Below are 22,458 nucleotides of genomic sequence, written 5' to 3'. Positions count from 1 at the left end.
ACCAGGGCGCTAGGGCTCCATGAGGGACCCGCACCTACAGATACCCTGACAGCAAGGGAGCCAAATGAGCCAGGACCAGACACCGACCCCAGACAGCAAGCAGGAAGAGACTCAACAGTCCTACCTGCAACCGGACGGCAGCTTCGACACCCAAGCCTTCTTGGACGGACTGGATGCCATCTTCAATGCGGGCAAGGCTCGTGACGAAGCTGAACCCTACCTGCAGCAGGCGCTGGTGGATGCGGAGAATGCGGGTAATAATGCCGGACTGCTGACCGTGCTGAATGAAATCATGGGTTTCTACCGGTCCCAGGGCCGCCACCAGGAGAATATGTGGATGATCCAGCGCGCCATCGAATTGGCCACACGCATGCGCATTGAGGGGTCCGATGCCTGGACAACCACCCTGATCAATGCAGCCACAGGACTGCGGGCAGCCAAGAAATACGACCAGGCCGAAGACCTCTACCGGCAGGCGCTTGCCTCCGCAGCCAAGACCCTTGGGCCCAAGGATCGGCGTCTGGCGGCCCTACACAACAACCTGTCCATGCTCTACAGCGAAACCGACCGACCCGACCAGGCCGAGCAGGAGCTGCGCCAAGCCATGGACATCCTGGAGAATTCCAGCACTGATCCTTCCCAGGATCTGGATCTGGCCACCACCCACACCAATCTGGCCCTTCTGCTCATACAGCGCAGCGACAGTCCGCAGGCTCTGCAAGAGGCCTGGGACCAGGCTCGCACAGCTCTGGATATCTATCGAACCGGCCATCTGGAAAACAGCGCACACTATGCCTCAACCCTGGCTGGCTTTGCCCAAGTCTGCTACATGACCGGCCGCTTCAGTCAGTCGGCAGACACCTATCGCAAGGCCTTGGCCATCATCGAGGATCGATACGGTAAGGGCAGCGACTACTACCAGATCACCAAGGCCAATCTGGACCAGGCCCAGGCCGCTGCTGATAAAAACGGGGACATGAATCAATCCGACCAGGCTAAGCAAGCAGCATCCAGCCAGCCAAAAACCGGTTCAAACCGGCCTCCGGCCAGGAATCAGAACAATGACAGCAATCTGCATGACTCCCGCACGGATATTCAAGGGCTGGACTTGGCCAAGGCCTACTGGGAGCAGGTGGGCCGTCCCATGCTGGAGGAACGTTACCCCCAGTATCGCGGCCGGATCGCCGTGGGATTGATGGGCCATGGCTCGGACTGCTATGGCTTTGACGACGCCATCTCCCGGGATCATGATTTCGGCCCCGGCTTCTGCCTTTGGCTGACCAGCGAGGATTACCAGGCCATCGGCGACCAGCTGCAGAAGGACTATGAGGCCCTGCCCACCGAGTTCATGGGGTTCGGTTCGCGGACCGACAGCGTCAGAGCAAAGGGAGCTAACCGACGTGTAGGCGTCTTTGAGATCGGCGCCTTCTTCGAATCCCTGACCGGCTATCGGCAGGCGCCCCCGGAAGATCATCCCCACGAGTGGCTGCTCTTGGATGAGGCTACGCTGGCTGCGGCCACCAATGGCAAGATTTTCGCGGATCCTCTGGGGCAGATGCTGGCCACACGGCAGGGGTTCAAGGCCATGCCTGACGATGTGCGCTTCTGTCTGATCTCACGCCGGCTGGGCATGATCGCCCAGGCGGGCCAATACAATCTGCCGCGGAGTCTACAGCGGGGCGACGGGGCTGCGGCAATGCTGTCAATCAACGAATTCGTCAAAGCCTGCGCTTCCCTGATCTTCCTAATCAACAATCCGCTGACCGTCGGGTATCTGCCCTACTACAAGTGGACCTTCGCGGCCCTGCGGCGGCTCAGCGGACGAATGGCCACCAGGCTGGCCGACCTGACCGAGCAGCTGGAGGACATCCTGCGACTGGCTTCGGCTGCCTGTTACGGAGGACAAGGCTTCGGCGAAGGCGGCAAGGGGGCCCGGCCGGCTGCCGAACGCGTCACCAAGCTTGTGGAATCCATCTGCGCCAGAATCGTAGAAGAGTTGCAGGCGGAGGGCCTGACCAACAGCCCGGAAACCTTCCTGGAATGGCAGCGCCCCTACGTCGAGGCTCACATTTCCAGCGACGATCCGGTTCTGCACAGCATCTGAAAGGAGCCAAAGATGGCAAACGACGAGCAATGTCAGGATGAGGAATCCCTGCGCGAGCGGATCGTCCGCCACGAATGGGAACAGTTCCAGCAGGTCAACAATGAGGGTGGTCCGGCCAACTGTCAGGGCAACTGGCCAATGTTCCACCAGATGCGCCTAAGCCAGTTTCTAACCTGGCCGCATCCCCTGCTGACCAGCTATGCGGACGACCTGGACCAGGCCGACAAAGCAGGGCGCAACCTGTTGACCGAAAAGTACGGACGGATGATGGAGTCCACAGCTCCGGATCAGTACCACAGCAGCATCGCCCCCTACCTGCCCAGACTGGGCCTGGACCGCCAGGAGCAGCAGGAGCGCATCATCGACAGGCAAGTGGCCTGGGCCAAGGACTTTCGCGAGCGCTACCCCCGTCTGGGCCAGGAGATGCGAGTCCTGCGCACCAGCGAGGACACGCCGGAGGCCACCTCCTTCGAGACCTACCTGCGTGGCGAACTGGGCACCTATTCGGCCCGGACCCTGGATCTTTACCAGTCCATGGTGGACCAGATCGAGGCACGGGGTGGCAACCTTACCGAGGACACCATCCTAGCCACGGTGCAGCTGAACGGCTTTGAGACCCTGGACGAAGCCGAGCAGGCCCAGGACTGACCTCCTGAACCACAATCAGGAGGTTCATCTGACCAACCAGTCGCCCAGTCGGGTAGAGTTGACGGGTGCAAAAGCTGAAACGGGCGGGCTTTACCGCCGCCTCCTTCGTAGTCATCCTGCTGGTCATGCTCCTTTTAGGCCAAGCCATGACGCCGGACTGGCAGGTGGAACCCTACCGTGACCATCTGCAGGTCTCAACCCGGTCCACCGCAGTCGCCTCGAGCCTTGGAACCACCACCCCTGAGGGCACCCACCAAGTCAGGGAACAGAAAATCAGCATCACTCTGGATGGCGGAGTTCGTATCCAAGCCATTGTCAGAGAGCCAAGCGACCGAAAGGGCGCTGGACCAGCCTGCCTGTTCATCCACGGCGCCGGAACAGGCAAATCCTCCGAAGTATACGGCGACCTGGCTTCAGCTATGGCCTCGGCCGGCATTACCACCCTGGTGCCTGACAAGCGCTTGGACACCTACACCACATTTCACCGTGATTATCAGGCCATGGCCGCCGACTATGGGCGTTCCCTTGACTGTCTGCGATCCTGGCCGGGTGTGGATCCAACCAAAGTAGGCCTGTACGCCGAGTCCGAAGGCACCTGGATATCGTCCATCATGACCGCCAAGGACCCCAGCATCGCCTTCTCCATCTTGACTTCGCCTCCCGTCTACCCGGGACGGCGGCAGATGGCCATGGCGGCCACCAGCTACTTGGATCTGATTGGCGCACCTAAGGGAATCCGCAATGTGATACCCCGGCTCATGGGCATGGATCTGTCCCTGCTGGGCCTGGCGTACGCCGACTTTCCCTCCCTGCCCTATCTGGATCAGCTGCGAATGCCGGTCATGATCAACTTCGGCACCATGGATGTCTCCATGCCAGTCGAGCAGGGTGCGCGCGAAATCATCCGCAGAACCCACGCCAGCGGCAATGACAACGTGACTCTGCGCTACTACCCCACCAACCATCAGATCCGCACCGGCAGTCGGCTGGCCAAGGCCGGGTTGCCCTTGGAACCCAGATATACCCATAATCTGGAAGACTGGATCAACGCCGTAGCACTAGGCACCAAAGCCGATCAATGGTCCACTCCCATGATTGCCGGCAACCAGCCCCATCAGCTCAATCAAGTGCCTGATCGTACTGATTCCGGATTGATTTCCTCGCTGACCGCCCTGCTGACCTTGATGGCCAGTGGCCCCGTTCTGCTGGTTGCTGCCCTCATAACTGCCCTGATAGGAGCCTTGAACTCACATCTGCGGGCTCGAGACAATATCAGACAACGTCCCGGCTTCAGCAAAGGTCTGGCCGGACGGCTTTGGGCACTGGGACTGTTGGCCGCAGGACTGATAACCGCTCTGCTGGCCTATGCCTTCACTGTGGTCCGCCAGGCCTTCGGCCTGGTCCATCTGTCCTCGATGATGACATTCTCCTGGTTCCTACTGTCAGGTCTCAGCCTGGTGCTCATCCTGCTCTTGGCGAGCACCCTGAGCTCCATCTTCAGCCGATCTGACGGCAAGCCGGCTGTTGCCGGGGCGGGCCACTGGCTGACCCTGACCCTAACCCTGTTGGGGTCATTGGCCATCCTTGGCAGCCTGATCTTCTGGAATATCTTGGTCTTTTGAGTCATGACGAACGCGCTTTGTTGATGCCAGCCAAGTTGATATAGCAACGACAATCAGCACCAAGCCCAGGCCAGCAAAAATCAATGGAATAATCCGTTGCCAGGGTATAACTAGGGTCAGATCCGTACCGTAACGCAGAAAGACCAATCCTAGAGTCAACATGGTCAGAGCCAAAAGTCCAACCAGGACGCCAAAAATGATGGTAGGCAGGCTGGGGCCGCTTGGACGGACCGGCTCCGGCGGCTGCATCTGAACTTGGTATATCGGGGGTGGGGATTCAATCGGCATGACCTTGGTGGTGCGCTCCTGACCATCCAGCGGCTGGCCTCCTTCTGGTTGCTGCATATCAGTCATCTTCCTGATCCTCCCCAAACTGCCATGGATTGTAGCTATAATCCCAATATTCATTGATCGATCCGCTGTAGAGCTGCGCCCGCTTCGGCTGGGTAGCACTCCCCTGGGCTTGCACGGTGACCCGTGCACCGGCCATGAGATTGGCTTCAACGATCAATTCGGGATCGTCGGGCATATGCCACTGATCCTCCTTGGACGCTCGCAGGGCTTCCTCCCAATTGCGTCGTTCAGCTGATGGCGACGTATTGCCCCACCACATCCGGTTTCCCTGTTCCGTCTCGGTTATCCAGTCAGCCGCGCCTGATCCCAAGACCCTGTAGAGGTCGGTGTGTTCCCTATAGGACAAACTGCATCCCTTAGGAATGAGCAGGCGAACGTCAGCATAGGCCACAGCCAGGCGGACAGTGCCCGTCGGGCAGCCTGAGACTGTACTCTCCGCATTATCCATAATCTCAACGCGATGGGTGCCGTGTTTCTGCTCATAACCAGTCAGGTCAACAACGGCACTTCCCTGATCCTGCGGGTCTCCGACCAGCGCGATTCCGCGGCGGTAACGCCTCATGTCTGCACTGTCCGCCCCCAACAAGCGCCCATGGTTGTTACCGTTAACCTGAACTGTGGCGTAGTCGGCCAAGATCCTGCGGTTCTGGGTTTGCTCAATGCCTGGTATGGCCGAACCAGAAGCCAGCATCAGGACAACCAGGCAGGCCATCAGAGCAATGGGGGTCAGTCCTCCAGACCTGCGACCCATCAAACCCAGGATCAGTATGACCACGCCAAGTATCAGCGTGACGCCTCCAGCCCAGATCAGAGCGAAGGTCAAGGCCACATTCAATCCGCGATAGGGGTTCGTGGCCATCCACCAGGCCCCTGCGCCGGAGACCAGGATCAGTCCTGACAGAAGACTGACCAGCGCAGGTCCGGCGGGACGACGCCGTATCCGGGGCGGAACCGACGGAGTCTTACGGGCTATTCCCGGCCCTGTCGAGAATGACCCGGCTGTGCCATAGTCCGGCCAGTCACTGAATGCATATGACTGATTCATGTTCCCAGCAGGTTCTGCAGGGCCTTCTGCCCCCGTCCAACCTCCGGGGGATGCACCGGTGACAGGATTCTCATAGCCTTGCGTATTATTCGAATCGCTGCCAGCGTTTGCCGAATCCGCTGTCTCAAAAATATGTCCGGAAGCAGTCGCATCCCCTTGTTGTTCCCGAGTTCCATACGAATCGGAATCCCCTGGCTGGTTCTTGTACCCTTCTGTGCTCGCATTGCCGTCTGTCTGCGTATTGCTTCGCGTCCCTGTGTAATCCTGGTACCCCTCATACCCCGAAAAGCTTGGGTACTCAGGCTGATTCGGATACCATTGCGAACCTGCACCACTCGGCCGGTCCGAATATTGCGGTCCCATCACCCAAGGATCGCCCGAAACCGGTCTGCCGGCATCCGGCCCAGTCCAGTACCCTCTTTGGTACTCCAGGGCCTTGTTGCGGCTCCACCGGATGAACAGATACAGGACCAGGGCACCGAAGGCCAGTGAAAAGATTCCGACTCCAGGAATCAGAATGGCCAGCAGCCAGTAAATGATGATGCCCACCATGGAAGCATGCCAAATCCCGTGGATCAGCTCCTGGGCGATAATGACCCCACGCCGGTCCGGCAGGATGAACCAGGCAAAGCCGTAGAAGGCGGCACCGGCGCCGAAGAAAAAGACCGCCAGAATCATCAACGCTCTGACCAGGGTCACGCTCCAACCCAGGCGACGGGCCAAGGCTACGCAAACTCCGCCTACCCATCCCTGGTCACGGATCAGATAGGACTCCCTGCAGGCGCGGAAGAACCTGTCGAACTTCCACTGCCAGCCGTTGTCGGGGCCATTGCCGTTCATGTCGCTACTCATATCTTCATTACAACACCCTGCGAGCGCAAATCTCATGGGGGAACACCCTGATTCGACCCTGATTTCTTCCCCTTATTGCCCTATCGATACCATCCGAAACCGATAATGGAGGCATGAACGCAGCCATGCAGGAAGAACAAACGCTGAGGGAACCACCTCCTCTACATCCTGCGCGCATGCCCCTGATGAGGCCACACAAGGGCAGGATCCTATGCGGAGTCTGCAAGGGCGTCAGCCTGCACTTGGGCATTCCCGTCTTTTGGATCCGCCTGGTCATGGTGCTTATGGCCCCCAAATTGATCACCTGTGTCATCTACTGCTTTCTGTGGTTGACGCTCCCCCAGGGCGACCCCACCCAGGCAGTCCAACCGAATGACCCGAAGTCAGCCCCGCTGGCGCCCAGCATCCTTACTGAACAGCCAGATCAGAAGGAGGAGCACAGCATCAGTCCCGGGCGGATAACCAGACTGCTAGCAGGCCTGGGCATCATCCTCCTGCTGACTGCGGTCTTTCTGCTCAACAGCGGTATGCGCCCCGCCTTTGTCGTCCCCTGCCTGCTTTTCTGCGCAGGACTGGTTCTGGCTTGGCTGAGGCCGGAAAACCAAGGAACCGGCTACCACCTGCCGACCCTGATAGGCAGCCTGGCCCTGATCCTGTCTGCCGCGGTGATCTTCCTGCTGTCCACCCAGGAATTGCATTGGGCCCTGACCCTGATAGTCCTGGCCGGCCTGCTTCTTATAGGCGTAACCGCAGTGGTTGTGCCCTGGGTAGGCTCGATCCTCAGCCAGCTGGGCGATGAACGAGCCATGAAGGAACGCGAGGAGGAGCGGGCCGATATGGCGGCCCATCTGCATGATGGCGTTCTGCAGACCCTGGCCCTGATCCAGCTGCATGCCGACGACCCGCATACCGTCTTCACCCTGGCTCGCTCCCAGGAGCGCGATCTGCGCAACTGGCTCTACCAGGAACGCACTCCCTCAGACCGGTCCGTCAGCACAGGGCTGAGCCAGATAGCCGCACAGGTGGAGGACGATTCAGGCAAGCCGATCGAGGTGGTCACCGTCGGCGATGCCATGCCCTGCGCCCAGACCGATGCCTTGCTCAACGCGGCCCGACAGGCCCTGGTCAATGCCGTAACCCACGGCGGGGAACCCATCTCCGTCTATTGCGAGGCCCGCAGGAATCAGGTTGAGGTCTACGTGCGCGACCACGGTTCGGGCTTCGATATGGATACGATTCCAGCCGACCGTCTGGGAATCCGAGAGTCCATCATCGGCCGGATTCGGCGGCGTGGCGGCAGGGTCGAGATCGTCTCGCGCCCGGGTTGGGGCACCGAGGTCAGGATGCACATGCCGCTGTCCGAGGCCAGCCAACACCAGGAGGGCAAGGTTGGTCAGACTGAAAAGGGGACTGAGGCCCAGCAATGATAGGATGCATGGTGAACCATTCATTCACAGACGCATGCCGGTCCGATCCCACCCACACTTGAGGACCCGCGTCGGGAAAGGCGGGTTGAACCACGCCCATGACCACGACTGCAGCAGAGCCCCATCAAACCGAGGGTGGACCCGCAAGCATCCGCGTGGCCGTCGTCGACGACCATGAGATGTTCCGTACCGGCGTCATAACCACCCTGCAGCCGCATTTTCACGTCGTGGGTCAGGCGGCAGACGTGGAATCCTCCATCCTCATGGTCAGGCAGACCCGGCCCGATGTGGTCCTGCTGGATGTGCACGTGCCCGGTGGTCAGGGCGGCGGGGGCGCCGAAATCCTGAGCCGCTCCCATCCCCTCTCCCCCAAGTCGGTCTTTCTGGCCCTTTCCGTATCCGACTCGCCCAGGGACGTGGGCTCGGTCATCCGCGCCGGAGCCCGTGGTTACGTGACCAAGACCATCTCCGCCAAGGACCTGGTCTCCTCAATCCGCCAGGTTCACGAGGGGTACGCGGTCTTCTCCCCCAAGCTGGCCGGATTCGTGCTCTCCGCCTTCCAGGAGGACGAGGCAGCAGATGCCGGTCTGGCAGAAGACGACGAGCTGGATCGGCTCTCCGCACGCGAGCAGGAGGTCATGCGCCTGATCGCCCGTGGTTACACCTACCGCGAGGTGGCCTCTGAACTGTTCATCTCCATCAAAACTGTTGAGACCCACGTCTCCAACGTTCTGCGCAAACTCCAGCTATCCAACCGAACCGAACTGACCCGCTGGGCCGCTGACCGCCGCATCGTCTGACAGTCCGCTCAACAGGCGATACCGCGCTGACGAAGAAGCTGACGCAGACTGCTGATGTCATGGGCAACAATCCCCTCCATGCCTAGTCGGTCAGCTATAGCCACATGCTCAGAATCCGTATCAACGAAGATCGTATGCCCGGGGCTGATGGCGAAGCGGCAAAGGGCCAGACGATAGAAGAGCGGATCAGAAAGGTCCAGATGCTCCTGTGATGAAATCAGGACACCTTTCAGGGCAGAGAGCGGCGAAAGCACCTTGGATACCGACTCGATCAATTGACGGGTCGTTACCGACAAGCCCCAAAGGGTCAGGCCAGCTCGGCGCAGATCCTCCAGCAGCTCCGACGCTCCGGGAAGCAGGCCCTTCACTGTCAGGGTATAGTTTTCCAGACAAACGCGAATCACCCAGGCGACCGCAGGCCCTTGAGTGGTTTCATAATCGGCCAGTGCCTGCTCTGGGTCCACGCCCAGATTGATCTGTCTTCTGACGCAGGCGAAGCCCCAAGGGTCCTCCGGGTCCAGCACCATATCGACCACCCCGTCAGGGTACTGCCCAACCAGGGCTCGCCGCGGGTTCCAATCCACCAAGGTCCCAGGCAGAGCGAAGAGAATGCTGCCGCCGGGAGCTACTGGATCGGGGCGGTCATCGCTGAATTTATCCTCGCCTGGCAGGTCGTCCAATACGCCTTGGCCGGATCCCTGCTGGAACTCCTTATGCTGCCTTGCCATGCCCCCAGAATAAACGTCCGGACCTACAGGGCCTGCGCCGGATTCCAGTCGACATGTAGTCAATCACTAAGTGGAAGCCATTGCATGGATATATTGAGGCCAGCAATGGTCGAATTTTATACTTTGCGACCTGCCCAGGGCGGAAGTCCCGCCTGGCATGAAAGGAGTCGTCATGCGTCGACTGCTGCTCACATCCTCATTCTCCGCTACCGCTGACAGGCTGCCCGCCTTCCTTGAGGGCTCACCCAAGAATCGTACTGTGGCTTTCATCCCCACGGCCAACCTTCCACAGCGTTCGGATAGTTATGTCCAGGAAGCTCGCCAAGCTTTCACCGACATGGGCTGCAGGATCGACGACCTGGAAGTCTCAACAGCCGATCCAGAGACCATACGCCGCAGCCTGGAGGAGGACGACCTGATCTACCTGTCCGGTGGCAACACCTTCTTCCTGCTTCAGGAGTTGCGTCGCTCAGGCGCTGCTGATCAGATCAGACAGCAGGTGGATCATGGCAAACCTTACATCGGCGAATCGGCTGGCGCTGTGGTGACCGGTCCCGATATCGGCTTCCTGGATGCCATGGATCCGCGCTCGGCCGCCCCGGATCTGGACTCCACCGCCGGTCTGGGTCTGGTGGACTTCCGTCTCCTCCCTCACCTTGATTCCGAGCCCTTCGCCGAGGTGACCAGGAAAATTCTGGACCGCTACGGCGACGATGCGCCCATGGTGGCCATCAACAACAGCCAGGCCGTGGCAGTCCACGGGCAGTGCCTGACCATCCTTTAGAGAACGTCAGTCAGCGACAGAGGCTTTCCATGACCCGTCGGGCCTGATCCAGACGATCACCGGGACAGAGCAGGATGACACCGTCTCCGGCGAGCAACCTCAGATCACCAGCAGGAATCAGCCGATGCTCACCCCGGCGAAGACCGATTACGGCACATCCGTGCGGCCAGGGGACCTGCCCCAGCAGACGACCAGCCGCCGGGCTGCCATGCTCTATGGGGAACTCCACAGTGACCCTGTCAGGAACCTGAGCATCGGGAGCACGTCCTCGGCGATAACGTTCCAGCAGAGCCTCGTAAATAGGCTGGACACCCAACAAATCGGACACCATCAGGGCCGTGAAGGCGCACAGGGCCACAGGGAGCATATGGACCAGAGAGCCTGACATCTCCACCGTCAGCAGGATGGAGGTTATGGGGGCCTTGACCGAGGCCGTCAGGGTGCCTGCCATGGCGCAGACCGCACAAACCGGAATAATCCTGACGGGCATTCCCAAGGCGGCCGCACCCATCCCACACAGGGACCCAGTCAGTGTGCCGACTGCCAGGATGGGCATGAAGATGCCCCCGGGGGCACCGCTGCCGAAGGAGGTAGCCGTAAAGAGCATCTTGACCAGAAGCAGAACCAACAGGTTGATGGCCACCGACCAGGCCACCTCACGAACACCTTCCGCCTTGCCAATCAGGTCCTCGCCGCCACCCAGGACAGCAGGCAGTAACAATCCGACCGGCAGGGCCAGGAAGAGGGAGATCACCGGTCCCAGCTTCGAGGGCAGGTGCTTGTAAAGGCTCTGCGCGCCCAGCAGCAGACGGTTCATGGCGGCTCCCACAAGGCCGGCCACCAGCCCAAGGGGGATCATCAGCAGATACTGGGCAATGGTCAACTGGGGCATTGCGGTAAAGTCCAGGACCGGGCGCAGGCCGAAGCGGTTTTTGGCGATGAAATCAGCACTCAGGCAGGCCATGGCTGCTGACAGAAGAATCATTGGCGAAAAGGACCTGTGGATCTCCTCTAGAGCAAAGACCATCCCCGACAGAGGCGCGTTGAAGGCTGCAGACAGACCGGCAGCCGCGCCCGAGGTCACCAGGCAGGTCTCCTCCACACGATCCCGACGCAATCCTCGGGAAACCAGCTGGGAACCGGCCGCGCCGATCTGCACTGAGGGTCCCTCGCGCCCCAGAGACAGGCCGAACATGCCGCAGGCCAGGCCGCCTAGGAATCGCACGCCCAGCACGGGCAGAGCAGGCATGCGCATGCCATGGATGACCACGCCCTCCACCTGCGGGATGCCAGATCCGGAGGCCATGGGAACCCGGCCGACCATCCAAGCCAGGGCCAGGCCCACCAGCAGGGCGGCCAGCAGCCAAGGAAGAACCATCAGGGGCCGGTCACGCATCTGTGCATAGGTCCATCGAGCGAACTGGGTGCCGTAGCCGATACCCTGGCGGTAGAGCACCACCAGCACTCCCACCAGCAGTCCGCAACAGGCGGCCCTGAACGCTACCAGCCATCGGCTGGCACGACCCGGCCTGATCGCCGGCACCGAGTCGGAAGAATGGGTCTGAGCCATCTCATCTGCCGACGACCCTCTGTTAGACAGATTCAGCCTCACCGGCCTGCTCCTTCCCGCCTTCGCACACAACGGTTTCCAGCATCCCCCCAGGCAAAGACCAGAAGCAATGACCCAGTCGACGGCTTCAACTCTCCGGCAATATGAACACCCGGGATACCAGCTGCCGAGCAAGGTTCGGCAGGCAAGAGGCAGGCAGACAGACGGATACATCGTCGGAACCCAGCGGCAGAGCGGTCTGTTGATCAGTTGCTGTCAAGTTGCCGTCCAGAACGACGGTGTCCACCTGGCCCTGATGATCCACCAGATCCAGCAGCGAGACCCGGCCCGGCACCGTATCCAGACACTGACGCAGGGTGGCAGCCGAGGCCATGTGCAGCCTTCGGCATCCGACCACTTCCCGCACCTGGCGCAAATCAGGCCGCACTATGCCCTTGGCCACCAGGAGTATCAGCAGACCTCCCGCATCCTCCAGCAGCAGGAACTTGGAGAGGTTTTCTACAGAGAGCCCCAGCAGGTCAGCAATGCCCAACTCCATACCCTGGTCGATGGTGTCCAAAGGCGGATGCTGAACGACGCGCCAATTCGTCTTCAAACCGTCCAGGAGCTCTCGCACAGTCGTAGGAACAATCCGGTTTCCCGCGTCCACTGGTCTCTTACCCATACTGCTCAAAGCGCCAAGATCTGCTCTTGCAGCAGGTTCAGTGTTGTCATTGTCTAGGCTCATGAGCACCTTGTCAGTCGTTGACCACCTCTGAGTCGGGCTTCAGCTCCTTCTCCTTCTGGCCTATCCGCTTTCTGTCTATGCGATAGTAAGCGTTGAAGAGACCGCCGGAGGTCAGCAGAAAGACAAGGAGAACCAGCAGCCATATGTTCTCTTCGGCATCGTATGTCTCAAGCAATTCATAAGAGGAGGAGATCATCTTCAGCCAACCTGCAACCGACACGAAGTACCAGGCAGTCGCCTGGTCAAGGAAGCTCAGCGCCCGTCGACGCTCAGACCGGGTCCTGGTGGCCTGACGAAGAATTTCGTGCCCGCGTTTGCGCTCCAAGTGGATCTTGACGATGGGGGCCAGCCACCACCAGGGCGAGACCTCATCCCAATTCTTGCTGAGCTGATCAAAGTCGTCCAGGAGCTCCTGATATTCCTGCAGCTCCATCAGCCCCTGGAAGAGTGGGAATGTGAAAAGCAACCAATCCCCGATCAGAGAGACAATGGCGATGAATTGATCCACGACCCGACCTTTCCCTTGCAGAGCCGACACCCAAGGGTCGACTCGCGTGATTAAGCATGGCTACCGTCCTTTATTGTAGGCACCGAGCTCCAATTCAAACCGCTGAACAACCGCTGACCTAAGGACTGAGAACATAAGCTCCCGCGAGTACAAAAATGCCCCGGATATAGCTCCGGGGCATCCACCAGGCGGACAGGGCGGGATTCGAACCCGCGGTGGCTTGCGCCACAACGGTTTTCAAGACCGTCTCTTTCGGCCGCTCAGACACCTGTCCATAAGACGTGCCAATCAGGCACGTCACTCATCATACGACATCAAGGTTGGTCCAACCACCAACGGAATGTCGACCGATCCCAGCAGAGGCGGTTCAGGCCTCCCAGGTCTTGGGCTCGATGACCTCCTTGCCGCCCACATAGGAGCGCATGGCCTCAGGGATGACGATGGAGCCGTCGGCGTTCTGGTGGTTCTCCAGGATGGCGACCAGCCAGCGGGTGGTGGCCAGGGTCCCGTTCAGGGTGCTGACGGGACGCGTGGAGCCGTCCTCCAGCCGCTCGCGTTCGTTGAGGCGGCGGGCCTGGTACTCGGTGCAGTTGGAGGTTGACGTCAGCTCACGGTAGCGGCCCTGGGTGGGCACCCAGGCCTCGCAGTCGAACTTGCGCGCAGCCGAGGACCCCAGGTCCCCTGCGGCGGTGTCGATGATCCGGTAGGGTACGTCCACCTTGGCCAGCATCTCCTGCTCCATGGCCAGCAGCTGCTGGTGTTGGTCGCGGGAGTCCTCCTGCTTGCAGTAGACGAACATCTCCACCTTGTCGAACTGGTGGACGCGGATGATGCCCATGGTGTCCTTGCCAGCAGAACCAGCCTCCCGCCGGTAGCAGCTGGACCAGCCGCAGTAGCGCAGCGGGCCTTGGCTCAGATCCAGAATCTCATCCTCGTGCATGCCAGCCAGGGAAACCTCGGAGGTACCCACCAGATACTGGTCATCAGGTTCACGCAGACGGTAGATCTCGTCGGCATGGGCGTTCAGGAAACCGGTGCCGGCCATGACCTCGGGCCGGACCAAGGTAGGAGTGATTGTGGGAATGAACCCATGTTCCATGGCCTGGTCCACGGCCATGGTCAGCATGGCGATCTCCAGCCGGGCCACATCACCGCGCAAGAAATAGAATCTAGATCCGGAAATCTTGACGCCCCTGCGCATGTCGATGCCAGCCACGCCCACGCCCAGGTCCAGGTGGTTCTTGGGCTCGAACCCCTCCTTGGCGAAGTCGCGCGGGGTACCGACCTTCTTGACCACCACGTAGTCATCCTCGCCGCCCTCGGGCGCCTCAGGCTCCACTACGTTGCTGAACTTCCACATGAGGTCGGTGTACCTGGCGTTGGCCTCGTCGGAGGCTGACTTGCAGGCGTTCACCTTCTCGGACAGGCTCTTGGTCCGGGCCAGAAGATCGGCTTTCTCATCAGGAGACGCCGAACCCATGCGCTTACCGAGCGACTTCTGCTCGGCCCTGCAGCTCTCGTAATCCTGGAGCGCAGCCCTGCGCTCACTGTCCGCCTTCAGCACCTCGTCGACGAGTTCGACCGATTCGCCGCGTTTGCGCTGTGATTCACGGACAACATCCGGATGTTCCTGAATGAACCTGATATCTAACATATCTGAATTGTATGACTTTCAGAGGACACGAAAACCGGCCCCGCACACCTCTTTCCGGGCCTTATGACCTCTGCTGCAGCCGGTCCGGCCGCCGCCGACCAGCCAGGGGAAGCAACCACAACGGGAAGGCAGACGGAATCCATCCGTCCCTTATATGCATCCGCCATGCATCACTTGCCGAATACGGTCTTTCGGAACCGTTTGCCGGTGGGAGTGCCCGCCAGTCCGCCGATGCCGGTCTCTCTCAGTGATGAGGGCATGCTTTCCCCGATGGACTTCATGGCTGCGATGACCTCATCGGGCGGGATCCTGCTGACGCCACCGGACAAGGCAATGTCAGCAGCGATCAAAGCATTGGCTGTACCGATGGCGTTGCGATTGACGCAGGGCACCTCCACCAGTCCGGCCACGGGATCGCAGACAAGCCCCAGCAGATTGCTCATGGCTATGGCGAAGGCCTGGGCACTGGCGTCAGGATCGCCTCCTGCGCCTTCAACCGCCGCAGCGGCAGCCATGCCGGATGCGCTGCCCACCTCGGCCTGGCAGCCTCCTGTAGCCCCGGAAATCATCGCCTTGTTGGCCGTGACCAGTCCGAAAGCCCCTGCCGTGAACATGCAGCGGATCAGTGCATTGTCATCCAGCCCCAGTCGGTTCTTGAGCACGGTGAGCACTCCGGGCAGGGTTCCCGAGGAGCCGGCCGTAGGCGTCGCGCAGATGATGCCCATGGCCGCGTTGACCTCATTGGTGGCCATGGCGGCCTCGACGGCCTGCAGCATGGCATCGCCGCTCAGGCTGGTTCGCGTCTTCCGGTAATGCTCCATCAGAGCCGCCTGGCCACCGCTCAGCCCAGTCTTGGAAAACACGCCATCGCCCTGGGATCCCCTGGCCGCAGCAGCCTGCATGACCTGCAGGTTCTTGGCCATTCTTTCCCAGATCTGTTCACGAGTCTGGCGCGAACGACGCACCTCCTCGTCGATGGCCACTTCGGATATCGACGAGCCGCGCTCTTCGGCCATACTCACGAGTTCAGCGATCGAAGTGAACATGCGCCATGCCTTCTAGTCGATATAAATCATCCGGGACGAGTGACCGGCAATTTGCTTCTGCCGCTGCGTAGACAGCGGATTGTCCAAATCGAACTCGTACACCGCCATGCCAGCCGGACCCTCGGGCTCATACCTGGTCTGCTTGGTCACGCCCTCTTCCCGGAGCAGATCGCGTATGCGCTCCAACCGCCGGCCGGCGCCGTTCTCGGATTCATCCAGCTCCACCAACAGGATGGGCAAAAGCCCTGGAGGAGTGATCAGGCAGCCGTCCAAGTTGATACTCCGTACTTCAATGGTCCCGCCCCCAATAGAGCAAGCCGCGTAGATCACCCGACCGGCTGGGCCCTGCAAGTCCAGGACGGCGGTGTTTGGGTGGTCGATGGGGCTGGGTTCATCCTCCTCATGGAAGGTTAAATCCATGCCCTGCCTGCGGGCGATGCCGATGGCATCAGGCACCCGAGGATCATCCGGCGCAAAGCCCAACAGGCCACTGATGATGGCATAGTCGGTACCGTGGCCGCTGTGCGTGCGAGCGAATGAATCATAATAATGAATATCAGCACGGCTCGGAGCACCCCCGGCAAGGATGTGGCCAACCCGACCAATGGCCACCGCCCCAGCTGTGTGTGAGCTGGAGGGTCCGATCATGATGGGACCTATGATGTCGAACACGCTCTTGTACTTATCCATGCCTGCCTCCTCTTCCCATACCCCCGGGCTTCCCCAGACTTCCAGCGTACGAAGACTTTGCAGCTCCAGACCGAAGGGACCACATGGACCGAATGCCATCATAACTTTGCGATTTTCATAACTCAATCAGCTCATACTGTCAGCGTGATTGCTGTAGAGGGTTCGTTCACGTCGGACACACCCAAGGGATTCGGGTCGACGCCACGCGCACAATAGAATCATGCCAATTCCAGCGGTCGTCATCCTCGGCATCCTGGCGGTGGCGGCCATTGTCGTCACGGCAGTGGTGCTGATCATTCGCGCCCAAAGACGACATAGGTTCGCCATGCAGATCCTGACCCGAGACGACGACCAGCTCAGCTACGCTTTCGTCATCAACCCCTCCAAGCCTCAGGCTGCCGCTGCTCGCGAGCGCATCCAGCAATACTGCCGGGACAAGGGCATCCGCGAATTCAGCTTCATCGAAACCCAGCTGGATCGGGATGGGAAAGCCTGCGCCCGCATGGCGCTGGAGCGTGGAGCCAACGTAGTCGTTGCCGTGGGCGGGGACGGGACCGTACGCACCGTAGCCAGCGCCATGGCATCCAGCGACCATGTCATGGGCATCATCCCTATAGGTACCGGGAATCTCTTCGCAAGGAACATGGGCATTCCCGTTGGCGATCTGGACGCGGCCCTGGCCGTGGCCACCTCGTACGGATCCACCCAAGTCGACGTGGGCCGTATGGCTCTGCTGGACCAGGACGAGCAGGAGCAAGGCCGTGGTCATGCCTTCCTGATCATCGCAGGCATCGGCTTCGATGCCCTGATGATTGACGACACCGACCCCAATCTGAAGAAGACGGTCAGCTGGCTGGCCTACTTCATCAGCGGCGCCAAGCATCTGTTCGCGCCCAAGTACACAGCCGACATCACCATCACCCGGCCCGACCAGGTCACACAGACCAACACCTCGGTGACCTTCCGCACCTTCATGGCCGGCAACTGTGGGGAGATCCCAGGATTTTCCCTGATGCCCGACGCCTCCTATGAGGACGGCATCCTGGACTTCGAGATCATCGACACCTCCGCTGGACTGATCGGCTGGGCCAACCTCTTCGGAGACGTCATGCATCAGACCATCACCCGAAAGGCCAGCCAGAGCCCTCTGTCGACCAACTCCACCATCGTCCAGCTGCAGGGGACCAAGGCAGAAATCCGCCTGGAGAAGCCCGCCTTGGCCCAGGTGGACGGCGACATTCTGGGCGAGACCTGCCACATCGCAATCAGCGTGGAGCACCGAGCTCTGAACGTGCGGGTTCCCCAGTCCGACTGAGCTGAAGGAGTCCGTTCACCATCTGTAGGCTTTCTCATGCCGGGGTGGCATGATGGGAGCCATGACAGCACAGAACGCGGGCAAGCCTGCCAGCCCGGAAGATCTGATCAACGTAGACGATCTGATCGGCAGGTACTACGATCTCATCCCCGACCCCTCCACGCCCTCCCAGCGGGTGTCCTTCGGCACCTCCGGGCATCGTGGCTCCGCCCTGACCACCTCCTTCAACGAGGCCCACATCGTGGCCATCAGCCAGGCCATAGCCGAACAGCGAGCCAAGGACGGAGTCACCGGACCGCTCTATCTGGGCCGCGATACCCACGCCCTCTCCCTGCCCGCCTGGAAGACCGCTATCGAGGTCCTGACCGCCAACGACGTGCGAGTGCGCATTGACGCCAATGATGATTACACTCCCACCCCCACCGTCTCCCAGGCCATCCTGACACACAACCGGGCGGCCGACGGCACCCAACGCTTCTCCGGCAAGGACCTGGCCGACGGCATCGTGGTCACTCCCTCCCACAACCCGCCTACCGATGGCGGATTCAAGTACGACCCGCCCACAGGCGGACCGGCTCCGGCCGAAACCACCAACGCCATAGCGCAACGGGCCAACGAGCTTTTGGGCGACTATAGACAGGTCAAGCGGATTCCCTTTAAGGATGCCATCAAATCCGACCTGGTTGAGCGCTTCGACTACCGGGAACACTATGTGGCTGACCTGGGCAATGTCATCGACTTTGATCTGATCAGATCTTCAGGTGTCCGTCTGGGCATTGATCCGCTGGGCGGGGCCTCGGTCAACTACTGGCCGCTGATCAACGAAAAGTACGGTCTGAACATCGGCGTCGTCAACCCGAAGGTGGATCCGACCTGGCGGTTCATGACCATTGACCACGATGGGAAGATCCGCATGGATCCAAGCTCCCCCTATGCCATGAAGGGCCTGGTGGACCGCCTGAATGCTGGGGCCTGGGACTCCTACGACCTGGTCGGAGGCACGGATCCGGATGCCGACAGGCATGGCATTGTCTGCCCGGGAACCGGGGTCATGAATCCCAACCACTACATCGCCGTATGCGTGGAATACCTCTTCTCCGGCAACCGTCCCGGATGGCCGCAGGGCGCCGGCATCGGCAAGACCTTGGTCTCCTCCTCCCTGATCGACCGTGTGGCTGCCTCCATCGGTGCCAGGCTGATCGAGGTACCTGTGGGCTTCAAGTGGTTTGTCGACCCTCTCTTCAAGGGCGAGGTGGCCTTCGGCGGTGAGGAGAGCTCGGGGATGAGCTTCCTGCGCCGGGATGGTCGCGTGTGGACGACCGACAAGGATGGGCTGATCCCCGACCTGCTGGCTGCCGAGATCACAGCCAAGACCGGAAAGAACCCGGCCCAGCTCCATCAGGAGCAGGTGGAGCGCTTCGGCCAAAGCTGGTACAAGCGTGTGGACACCCCGACCACCTTGGAGCAGAAGCAGAAGTTCGCCCAGTTGAACGGCGACGATGTGACGGCCTCCACCCTGGCCGGCGAGCCCATCACCGCCAAGCTGACCGAAGCCCCGGGCAACGGAGCCAAAATCGGAGGCATCAAGGTAACCACCCAGAACAACTGGTTCGCCGCCCGCCCCTCCGGCACCGAGAACATCTACAAGGTCTATGCCGAATCCTTCGTTTCCCCTGAGACCCTGGACCAGGTTCTGGACGACGCCGACCAGGTGGTCGCCAAGGCCCTGGGCTGAGCTGCAGACAGGACCATCGCTGGCGCAGGGGTTCTCTATCTGTTTGTCTAGTCTGGAACCATGACCAATGACAAGAATCTGGTCGTCTCCACCGACGGCAGCGCACTGAGCAATCCCAACGGCCCCATGGGCTGGGCCTGGGCCGATCACGAGGGCGGCGATGCGGATGCAGGCGGCGCAAGCAACGGCACCAATCAGATTGGCGAGTTGTGCGCCGTCGTGCAGGCGCTACGAGCCCACCCAGGCGAACGCCCGCTGGTCATCGAAACCGACTCCCAATACGCCATCAACTGCTCCACCACCTGGGTGCCCGGGTGGAAGAGGAAGGGCTGGAAGAACTCCCAGGGTAAGCCGGTCAAGAACCGCCCTCTGATCGAGGCTATCGATCGGGAGATCCAGGCACGGCCGGGATCAGTCAGGTTTGTCTGGGTCAAGGGCCACGCCGGCGACACCTTCAACGAGAAAGTGGACACGCTGGCCCGCGGCTATGCCACAGCTGCAGGCAAAGGCGATCGGGAAGGCTGTCTGCCCGTTGAGGGCTGGCGATCACTGCTGGCCTCCCCCTACGCCAAGGGCACGCAGGTGCCGTCCGCAGTCAAGGAGGAGCTGGACGGAGGACCCCAGGTTCTGGACGATCTTGGCCGCAAAAAGGTTCGCCTGGACCAGAAAGAGCAGAAAGACCTGGCCGAAACCGCCGTCGAATCCGAGGCCGTGGATGCCGAGCAAGCCGAGTCCGTAGCCGCAACATTCTCAGGGTCGCCGGCCGCGGCAGCAGATGAGCGGGACGACGTGCCGTCTGAAGCCATCAATGACACGCCCGCTTCTGGCATAGCCGATGGTCAAAAAGACGACCCCTCGCCGGCTTTCAACGATACTTCGGACACCGACACGATTGATCAAGAGACCAAGAATTCCGGCGCTCGAGGGCTGAGAGCCAACGGCCGGATCCGCATCACGCCACCGCCTTCTGGCAGCAGCATGTTTACTGGACAGGACCTGCATATCGTCGGCAGCATCGATCTGGACGCCGCCATCGACCCTGACGGTTACGTGACCATTGATGAGGCGCCTTTCCGCCTGCATGCCATCGAAGTCAAGGATTGAGCTGTTCATGGACCGTCAAGGGCCATCGTCTACACTGGAGTGAACCTGAACGAACAAGACCCGCGGATATCAGCTGTTAAAAGCATGGCGGGCATGAAGGAGCGTCTATGGACAAGACCGAGCAGGACAGACTGAAGAAGGCCGCCGGCATCGAAGCAGCCAAGCTGGTCGAGAACGGCATGACCGCCGGACTGGGCACCGGATCCACGGTCCGGTTCTTCGTGGATGAACTGGGACGGCGCGTCAAGGAAGAGGGCCTGGAGTTCACCGGCGTGACCACCTCTCGGCGTACCAAGGAACAGGCTGAAGGCTACGGAATCCGTATCGTCGACATCGACCAGGTAGACCACATCGACGTCACCATCGACGGTGCCGACGAGGTCGACAAGAACTTCAACGGCATCAAGGGCGGCGGCGCAGCCCTGCTCTGGGAGAAGATCGTAGCCACCAACTCTCGAAAGATCGTCTGGATCGTGGACGAGTCCAAGGTGGTCGACACCATCGGCCGCTTCCCCCTGCCGGTGGAGGTCATCCCCTTCGGCGAGCGCCACGTCCTGGACCGCTTCAAGGAGCGCGGTTATAACCCGGTACTGCGGCTGGACGACCAGGGGCAGCCGGTTCTGACCGACGAGCACAACCACATCATCGATCTGCATCTGGATCGGATCGAGCACCCGCAGGACCTGGCCCAGGACCTGATTACCACCGTGGGTGTCGTGGAACACGGTCTCTTCCTCAATATGGTTGACACAGTCATCGTGGGTGATCCCAACGGGCCCCGGGTCATGACCAACGCCAACAAGTGAAGATAGACGGATATATATACATGAAGCCCCCCGCGTCCAATCGATGCGGGGGGCTTCGTTGACCCTGATGGGCCATAAGTCATAAAGCTACTTGCGCTGGTGACGAGTCTTGCGCAGCAGTTTGCGGTGCTTCTTCTTGCTCATCCGCTTGCGGCGCTTCTTGATGACAGAACCCATCCGAGCCTCCGATCCTTAGTTACCTGGAAGTGTCCAACTTGCTTATCGTACACCGCTTGGGGGACGATCAGAGCGGAAAGGCCTTGTAGAAAGCCTCCAGCACAGTCCGCTGACCCTGAGCGCGGAAGACCACCGTGTCGTTCTGCCAGATGACCAGTGCCTTGTGTTCGTCGTCACCATCCGCCTTCTCCAGGTAGGATCCGGTGACCGTGCCCCCGCTGCGAACCTTGCCCGAAGCCAGCTCCTTGCCGGACATGCCGGTGGACTGGCTGTCATAGAGGGCCTTGGCATCCTCGCTCCTGGACCACTGGGCCAGGTGGAGGGTCACGTCACCGCCCGACCTGCCGGTGGAATAGACCAAGCTGTACTCCTCTATAGGCGTACGGGTACTCCACTCGCTGTCGGAATCAGCCTTGACTCGGGCGAAGCCACCCACTGTGTCAGGCATGGCCTTGAGCAGCTCCGAGGCCGAGTCCGGCAGGGGCGCCGCTGTGGCCTTCGGGCTGGCCTGGGAGGGTCGTGAAGAAGCGGAGGCCTGAGCTTGTGCATCTGGTTGTTGGCTGCGCACCGCCCAGTGTGGCCATACGAAAGCCGACAAGAGCACCAGAACCACTACCGCAGCCAGGGCTATGACCAAGCCTATACGTCGACGGCGTTGCCGATCATGCGCAGAGGAATCGGACGAAGAAGACAGGGGTGCAGAAGGATTGTCAGCCATGCCTCCATTCTCTCATGGGCGGGGTGTCGGCACTGCGAAGAAGG

The 22,458-nt window shown here is 60.7% G+C and carries 21 protein-coding genes and 1 tRNA gene; 10 read left to right on the top strand and 12 right to left on the bottom strand.

Features of this window, described 5'->3' with window-relative positions; genetic code table 11:
• The first annotated feature begins 64 nt into the window (after window positions 1-64).
• The 3 genes from CI601_RS02045 to CI601_RS02035 all read left to right on the top strand — a co-directional run bounded on the left by CI601_RS02045 (window position 65) and on the right by CI601_RS02035 (window position 4,374).
• Window positions 65-2,104 (top strand): DUF4037 domain-containing protein, encoded by a 2,040-nt coding sequence (locus CI601_RS02045; RefSeq protein WP_121914110.1) that lies wholly within the window; start codon window positions 65-67, stop codon window positions 2,102-2,104.
• A gap of 12 nt (window positions 2,105-2,116) precedes the next feature.
• Entirely contained in the window at window positions 2,117-2,752 is a 636-nt protein-coding gene (locus CI601_RS02040; RefSeq protein WP_121914109.1) for a DUF4125 family protein, read from the top strand.
• Window positions 2,753-2,817: 65 nt separating this feature from the next.
• On the top strand, window positions 2,818-4,374 hold the full coding sequence (locus CI601_RS02035) for a S9 family peptidase (RefSeq protein ID WP_121914108.1): 1,557 nt from the start codon (window positions 2,818-2,820) through the stop codon (window positions 4,372-4,374).
• On the opposite strand, the gene CI601_RS08365 is transcribed toward CI601_RS02035, so the two are convergent.
• Window positions 4,324-4,728 (bottom strand): ABC transporter permease, encoded by a 405-nt coding sequence (locus CI601_RS08365; RefSeq protein WP_147437925.1) that lies wholly within the window; start codon window positions 4,726-4,728, stop codon window positions 4,324-4,326. The genes CI601_RS02035 and CI601_RS08365 overlap by 51 nt on opposite strands.
• Window positions 4,721-6,625, bottom strand: coding sequence for a PspC domain-containing protein (locus CI601_RS02030; RefSeq protein WP_183129707.1), 1,905 nt, complete (start codon window positions 6,623-6,625; stop codon window positions 4,721-4,723). The genes CI601_RS08365 and CI601_RS02030 overlap by 8 nt, the downstream gene beginning before the upstream one ends.
• Before the next feature lie 113 nt (window positions 6,626-6,738).
• Here CI601_RS02030 and CI601_RS02025 point away from each other — a divergent pair, with 113 nt between their 5' ends.
• Window positions 6,739-8,052 (top strand): ATP-binding protein, encoded by a 1,314-nt coding sequence (locus CI601_RS02025; RefSeq protein ID WP_259465281.1) that lies wholly within the window; start codon window positions 6,739-6,741, stop codon window positions 8,050-8,052.
• 98 nt (window positions 8,053-8,150) lie between these two features.
• Complete coding sequence (locus tag CI601_RS02020) at window positions 8,151-8,852, top strand: response regulator transcription factor (RefSeq protein ID WP_121914106.1); 702 nt, start codon at window positions 8,151-8,153, stop codon at window positions 8,850-8,852.
• A gap of 8 nt (window positions 8,853-8,860) precedes the next feature.
• Here CI601_RS02020 and CI601_RS02015 read toward each other — a convergent pair whose 3' ends face one another.
• Window positions 8,861-9,580 carry a hypothetical protein gene (locus CI601_RS02015; protein WP_121914105.1) on the bottom strand — a complete coding sequence of 240 codons (720 nt, stop codon included), beginning with the start codon at window positions 9,578-9,580 and terminating at the stop codon, window positions 8,861-8,863.
• Between the two features lie 172 nt (window positions 9,581-9,752).
• Between CI601_RS02015 and CI601_RS02010 the strand changes: the two genes are divergently transcribed.
• Window positions 9,753-10,364, top strand: a complete 612-nt coding sequence (locus CI601_RS02010) for a Type 1 glutamine amidotransferase-like domain-containing protein (RefSeq protein WP_121914104.1) — start codon at window positions 9,753-9,755, stop codon at window positions 10,362-10,364.
• Between the two features lie 10 nt (window positions 10,365-10,374).
• Here the strand turns inward: CI601_RS02010 and CI601_RS02005 are convergent, their stop codons facing one another.
• From CI601_RS02005 to CI601_RS01975, 7 genes are all read right to left on the bottom strand, one after another.
• Window positions 10,375-11,934: a ClC family H(+)/Cl(-) exchange transporter gene (locus CI601_RS02005; protein ID WP_395947997.1), complete on the bottom strand. Its 1,560-nt coding sequence runs from the start codon at window positions 11,932-11,934 to the stop codon at window positions 10,375-10,377.
• A 127-nt stretch (window positions 11,935-12,061) separates the two neighbouring features.
• On the bottom strand, window positions 12,062-12,598 hold the full coding sequence (locus tag CI601_RS02000) for a YbaK/EbsC family protein (RefSeq protein ID WP_183129706.1): 537 nt from the start codon (window positions 12,596-12,598) through the stop codon (window positions 12,062-12,064).
• Between the two features lie 73 nt (window positions 12,599-12,671).
• Window positions 12,672-13,169 (bottom strand): hypothetical protein, encoded by a 498-nt coding sequence (locus tag CI601_RS01995; protein WP_121914101.1) that lies wholly within the window; start codon window positions 13,167-13,169, stop codon window positions 12,672-12,674.
• Between the two features lie 189 nt (window positions 13,170-13,358).
• A tRNA-Ser gene (locus CI601_RS01990) sits at window positions 13,359-13,443 on the bottom strand.
• 93 nt (window positions 13,444-13,536) lie between these two features.
• Entirely contained in the window at window positions 13,537-14,823 is a 1,287-nt protein-coding gene (serS, locus tag CI601_RS01985) for a serine--tRNA ligase (RefSeq protein ID WP_121914100.1), read from the bottom strand.
• Window positions 14,824-14,993: 170 nt separating this feature from the next.
• On the bottom strand, window positions 14,994-15,869 hold the full coding sequence (sdaAA, locus tag CI601_RS01980; protein ID WP_121914099.1) for an L-serine ammonia-lyase, iron-sulfur-dependent, subunit alpha: 876 nt from the start codon (window positions 15,867-15,869) through the stop codon (window positions 14,994-14,996).
• A gap of 12 nt (window positions 15,870-15,881) precedes the next feature.
• Window positions 15,882-16,559 carry a serine dehydratase beta chain gene (locus tag CI601_RS01975; protein ID WP_121914098.1) on the bottom strand — a complete coding sequence of 226 codons (678 nt, stop codon included), beginning with the start codon at window positions 16,557-16,559 and terminating at the stop codon, window positions 15,882-15,884.
• A 220-nt stretch (window positions 16,560-16,779) separates the two neighbouring features.
• Between CI601_RS01975 and CI601_RS01970 the strand changes: the two genes are divergently transcribed.
• From CI601_RS01970 to rpiA, 4 genes are all read left to right on the top strand, one after another.
• Window positions 16,780-17,874 (top strand): diacylglycerol kinase family protein, encoded by a 1,095-nt coding sequence (locus tag CI601_RS01970; protein WP_121914097.1) that lies wholly within the window; start codon window positions 16,780-16,782, stop codon window positions 17,872-17,874.
• 61 nt (window positions 17,875-17,935) lie between these two features.
• The gene (pgm, locus tag CI601_RS01965) at window positions 17,936-19,609 is read left to right on the top strand and encodes a phosphoglucomutase (alpha-D-glucose-1,6-bisphosphate-dependent) (RefSeq protein ID WP_121914096.1); all 1,674 of its coding nucleotides are present in this window, start codon (window positions 17,936-17,938) and stop codon (window positions 19,607-19,609) included.
• 60 nt (window positions 19,610-19,669) lie between these two features.
• Entirely contained in the window at window positions 19,670-20,713 is a 1,044-nt protein-coding gene (locus tag CI601_RS01960; RefSeq protein WP_121914095.1) for a ribonuclease H, read from the top strand.
• 107 nt (window positions 20,714-20,820) lie between these two features.
• On the top strand, window positions 20,821-21,519 hold the full coding sequence (gene rpiA / locus CI601_RS01955; protein ID WP_024626759.1) for a ribose-5-phosphate isomerase RpiA: 699 nt from the start codon (window positions 20,821-20,823) through the stop codon (window positions 21,517-21,519).
• Window positions 21,520-21,606: 87 nt separating this feature from the next.
• Here rpiA and CI601_RS01950 read toward each other — a convergent pair whose 3' ends face one another.
• Window positions 21,607-21,696 (bottom strand): 30S ribosomal protein bS22, encoded by a 90-nt coding sequence (locus CI601_RS01950; RefSeq protein WP_004268639.1) that lies wholly within the window; start codon window positions 21,694-21,696, stop codon window positions 21,607-21,609.
• A gap of 67 nt (window positions 21,697-21,763) precedes the next feature.
• On the bottom strand, window positions 21,764-22,414 hold the full coding sequence (locus tag CI601_RS01945; protein ID WP_121914094.1) for a hypothetical protein: 651 nt from the start codon (window positions 22,412-22,414) through the stop codon (window positions 21,764-21,766).
• Between the last annotated feature and the right edge of the window lie 44 nt (window positions 22,415-22,458).

It is taken from the genome of Bifidobacterium sp. wkB344, from assembly GCF_003688305.1.
Lineage (GTDB): Bacteria > Actinomycetota > Actinomycetes > Actinomycetales > Bifidobacteriaceae > Bombiscardovia > Bombiscardovia mizhiensis.
This window is presented reverse-complemented; position numbering and strand designations above follow the sequence as displayed.

Coding starts and splice junctions, on each gene's coding strand:
- CI601_RS02030 (WP_183129707.1), bottom strand. CDS start 6,625: ATGAGTAGCGACATGAACGGCAATGGCCCCGACAACGGCTGGCAGTGG.
- serS (WP_121914100.1), bottom strand. CDS start 14,823: ATGTTAGATATCAGGTTCATTCAGGAACATCCGGATGTTGTCCGTGAA.
- CI601_RS02015 (WP_121914105.1), bottom strand. CDS start 9,580: ATGGCAAGGCAGCATAAGGAGTTCCAGCAGGGATCCGGCCAAGGCGTA.
- sdaAA (WP_121914099.1), bottom strand. CDS start 15,869: ATGTTCACTTCGATCGCTGAACTCGTGAGTATGGCCGAAGAGCGCGGC.
- CI601_RS08365 (WP_147437925.1), bottom strand. CDS start 4,728: ATGACTGATATGCAGCAACCAGAAGGAGGCCAGCCGCTGGATGGTCAG.
- CI601_RS02010 (WP_121914104.1), top strand. CDS start 9,753: ATGCGTCGACTGCTGCTCACATCCTCATTCTCCGCTACCGCTGACAGG.
- CI601_RS02025 (WP_259465281.1), top strand. CDS start 6,739: ATGAACGCAGCCATGCAGGAAGAACAAACGCTGAGGGAACCACCTCCT.
- CI601_RS02045 (WP_121914110.1), top strand. CDS start 65: ATGAGCCAGGACCAGACACCGACCCCAGACAGCAAGCAGGAAGAGACT.
- CI601_RS01945 (WP_121914094.1), bottom strand. CDS start 22,414: ATGGCTGACAATCCTTCTGCACCCCTGTCTTCTTCGTCCGATTCCTCT.
- CI601_RS01970 (WP_121914097.1), top strand. CDS start 16,780: ATGCCAATTCCAGCGGTCGTCATCCTCGGCATCCTGGCGGTGGCGGCC.
- CI601_RS02005 (WP_395947997.1), bottom strand. CDS start 11,934: ATGGCTCAGACCCATTCTTCCGACTCGGTGCCGGCGATCAGGCCGGGT.
- CI601_RS02000 (WP_183129706.1), bottom strand. CDS start 12,598: ATGGGTAAGAGACCAGTGGACGCGGGAAACCGGATTGTTCCTACGACT.
- pgm (WP_121914096.1), top strand. CDS start 17,936: ATGACAGCACAGAACGCGGGCAAGCCTGCCAGCCCGGAAGATCTGATC.
- rpiA (WP_024626759.1), top strand. CDS start 20,821: ATGGACAAGACCGAGCAGGACAGACTGAAGAAGGCCGCCGGCATCGAA.
- CI601_RS01950 (WP_004268639.1), bottom strand. CDS start 21,696: ATGGGTTCTGTCATCAAGAAGCGCCGCAAGCGGATGAGCAAGAAGAAG.
- CI601_RS01960 (WP_121914095.1), top strand. CDS start 19,670: ATGACCAATGACAAGAATCTGGTCGTCTCCACCGACGGCAGCGCACTG.
- CI601_RS02020 (WP_121914106.1), top strand. CDS start 8,151: ATGACCACGACTGCAGCAGAGCCCCATCAAACCGAGGGTGGACCCGCA.
- CI601_RS01975 (WP_121914098.1), bottom strand. CDS start 16,559: ATGGATAAGTACAAGAGCGTGTTCGACATCATAGGTCCCATCATGATC.
- CI601_RS02040 (WP_121914109.1), top strand. CDS start 2,117: ATGGCAAACGACGAGCAATGTCAGGATGAGGAATCCCTGCGCGAGCGG.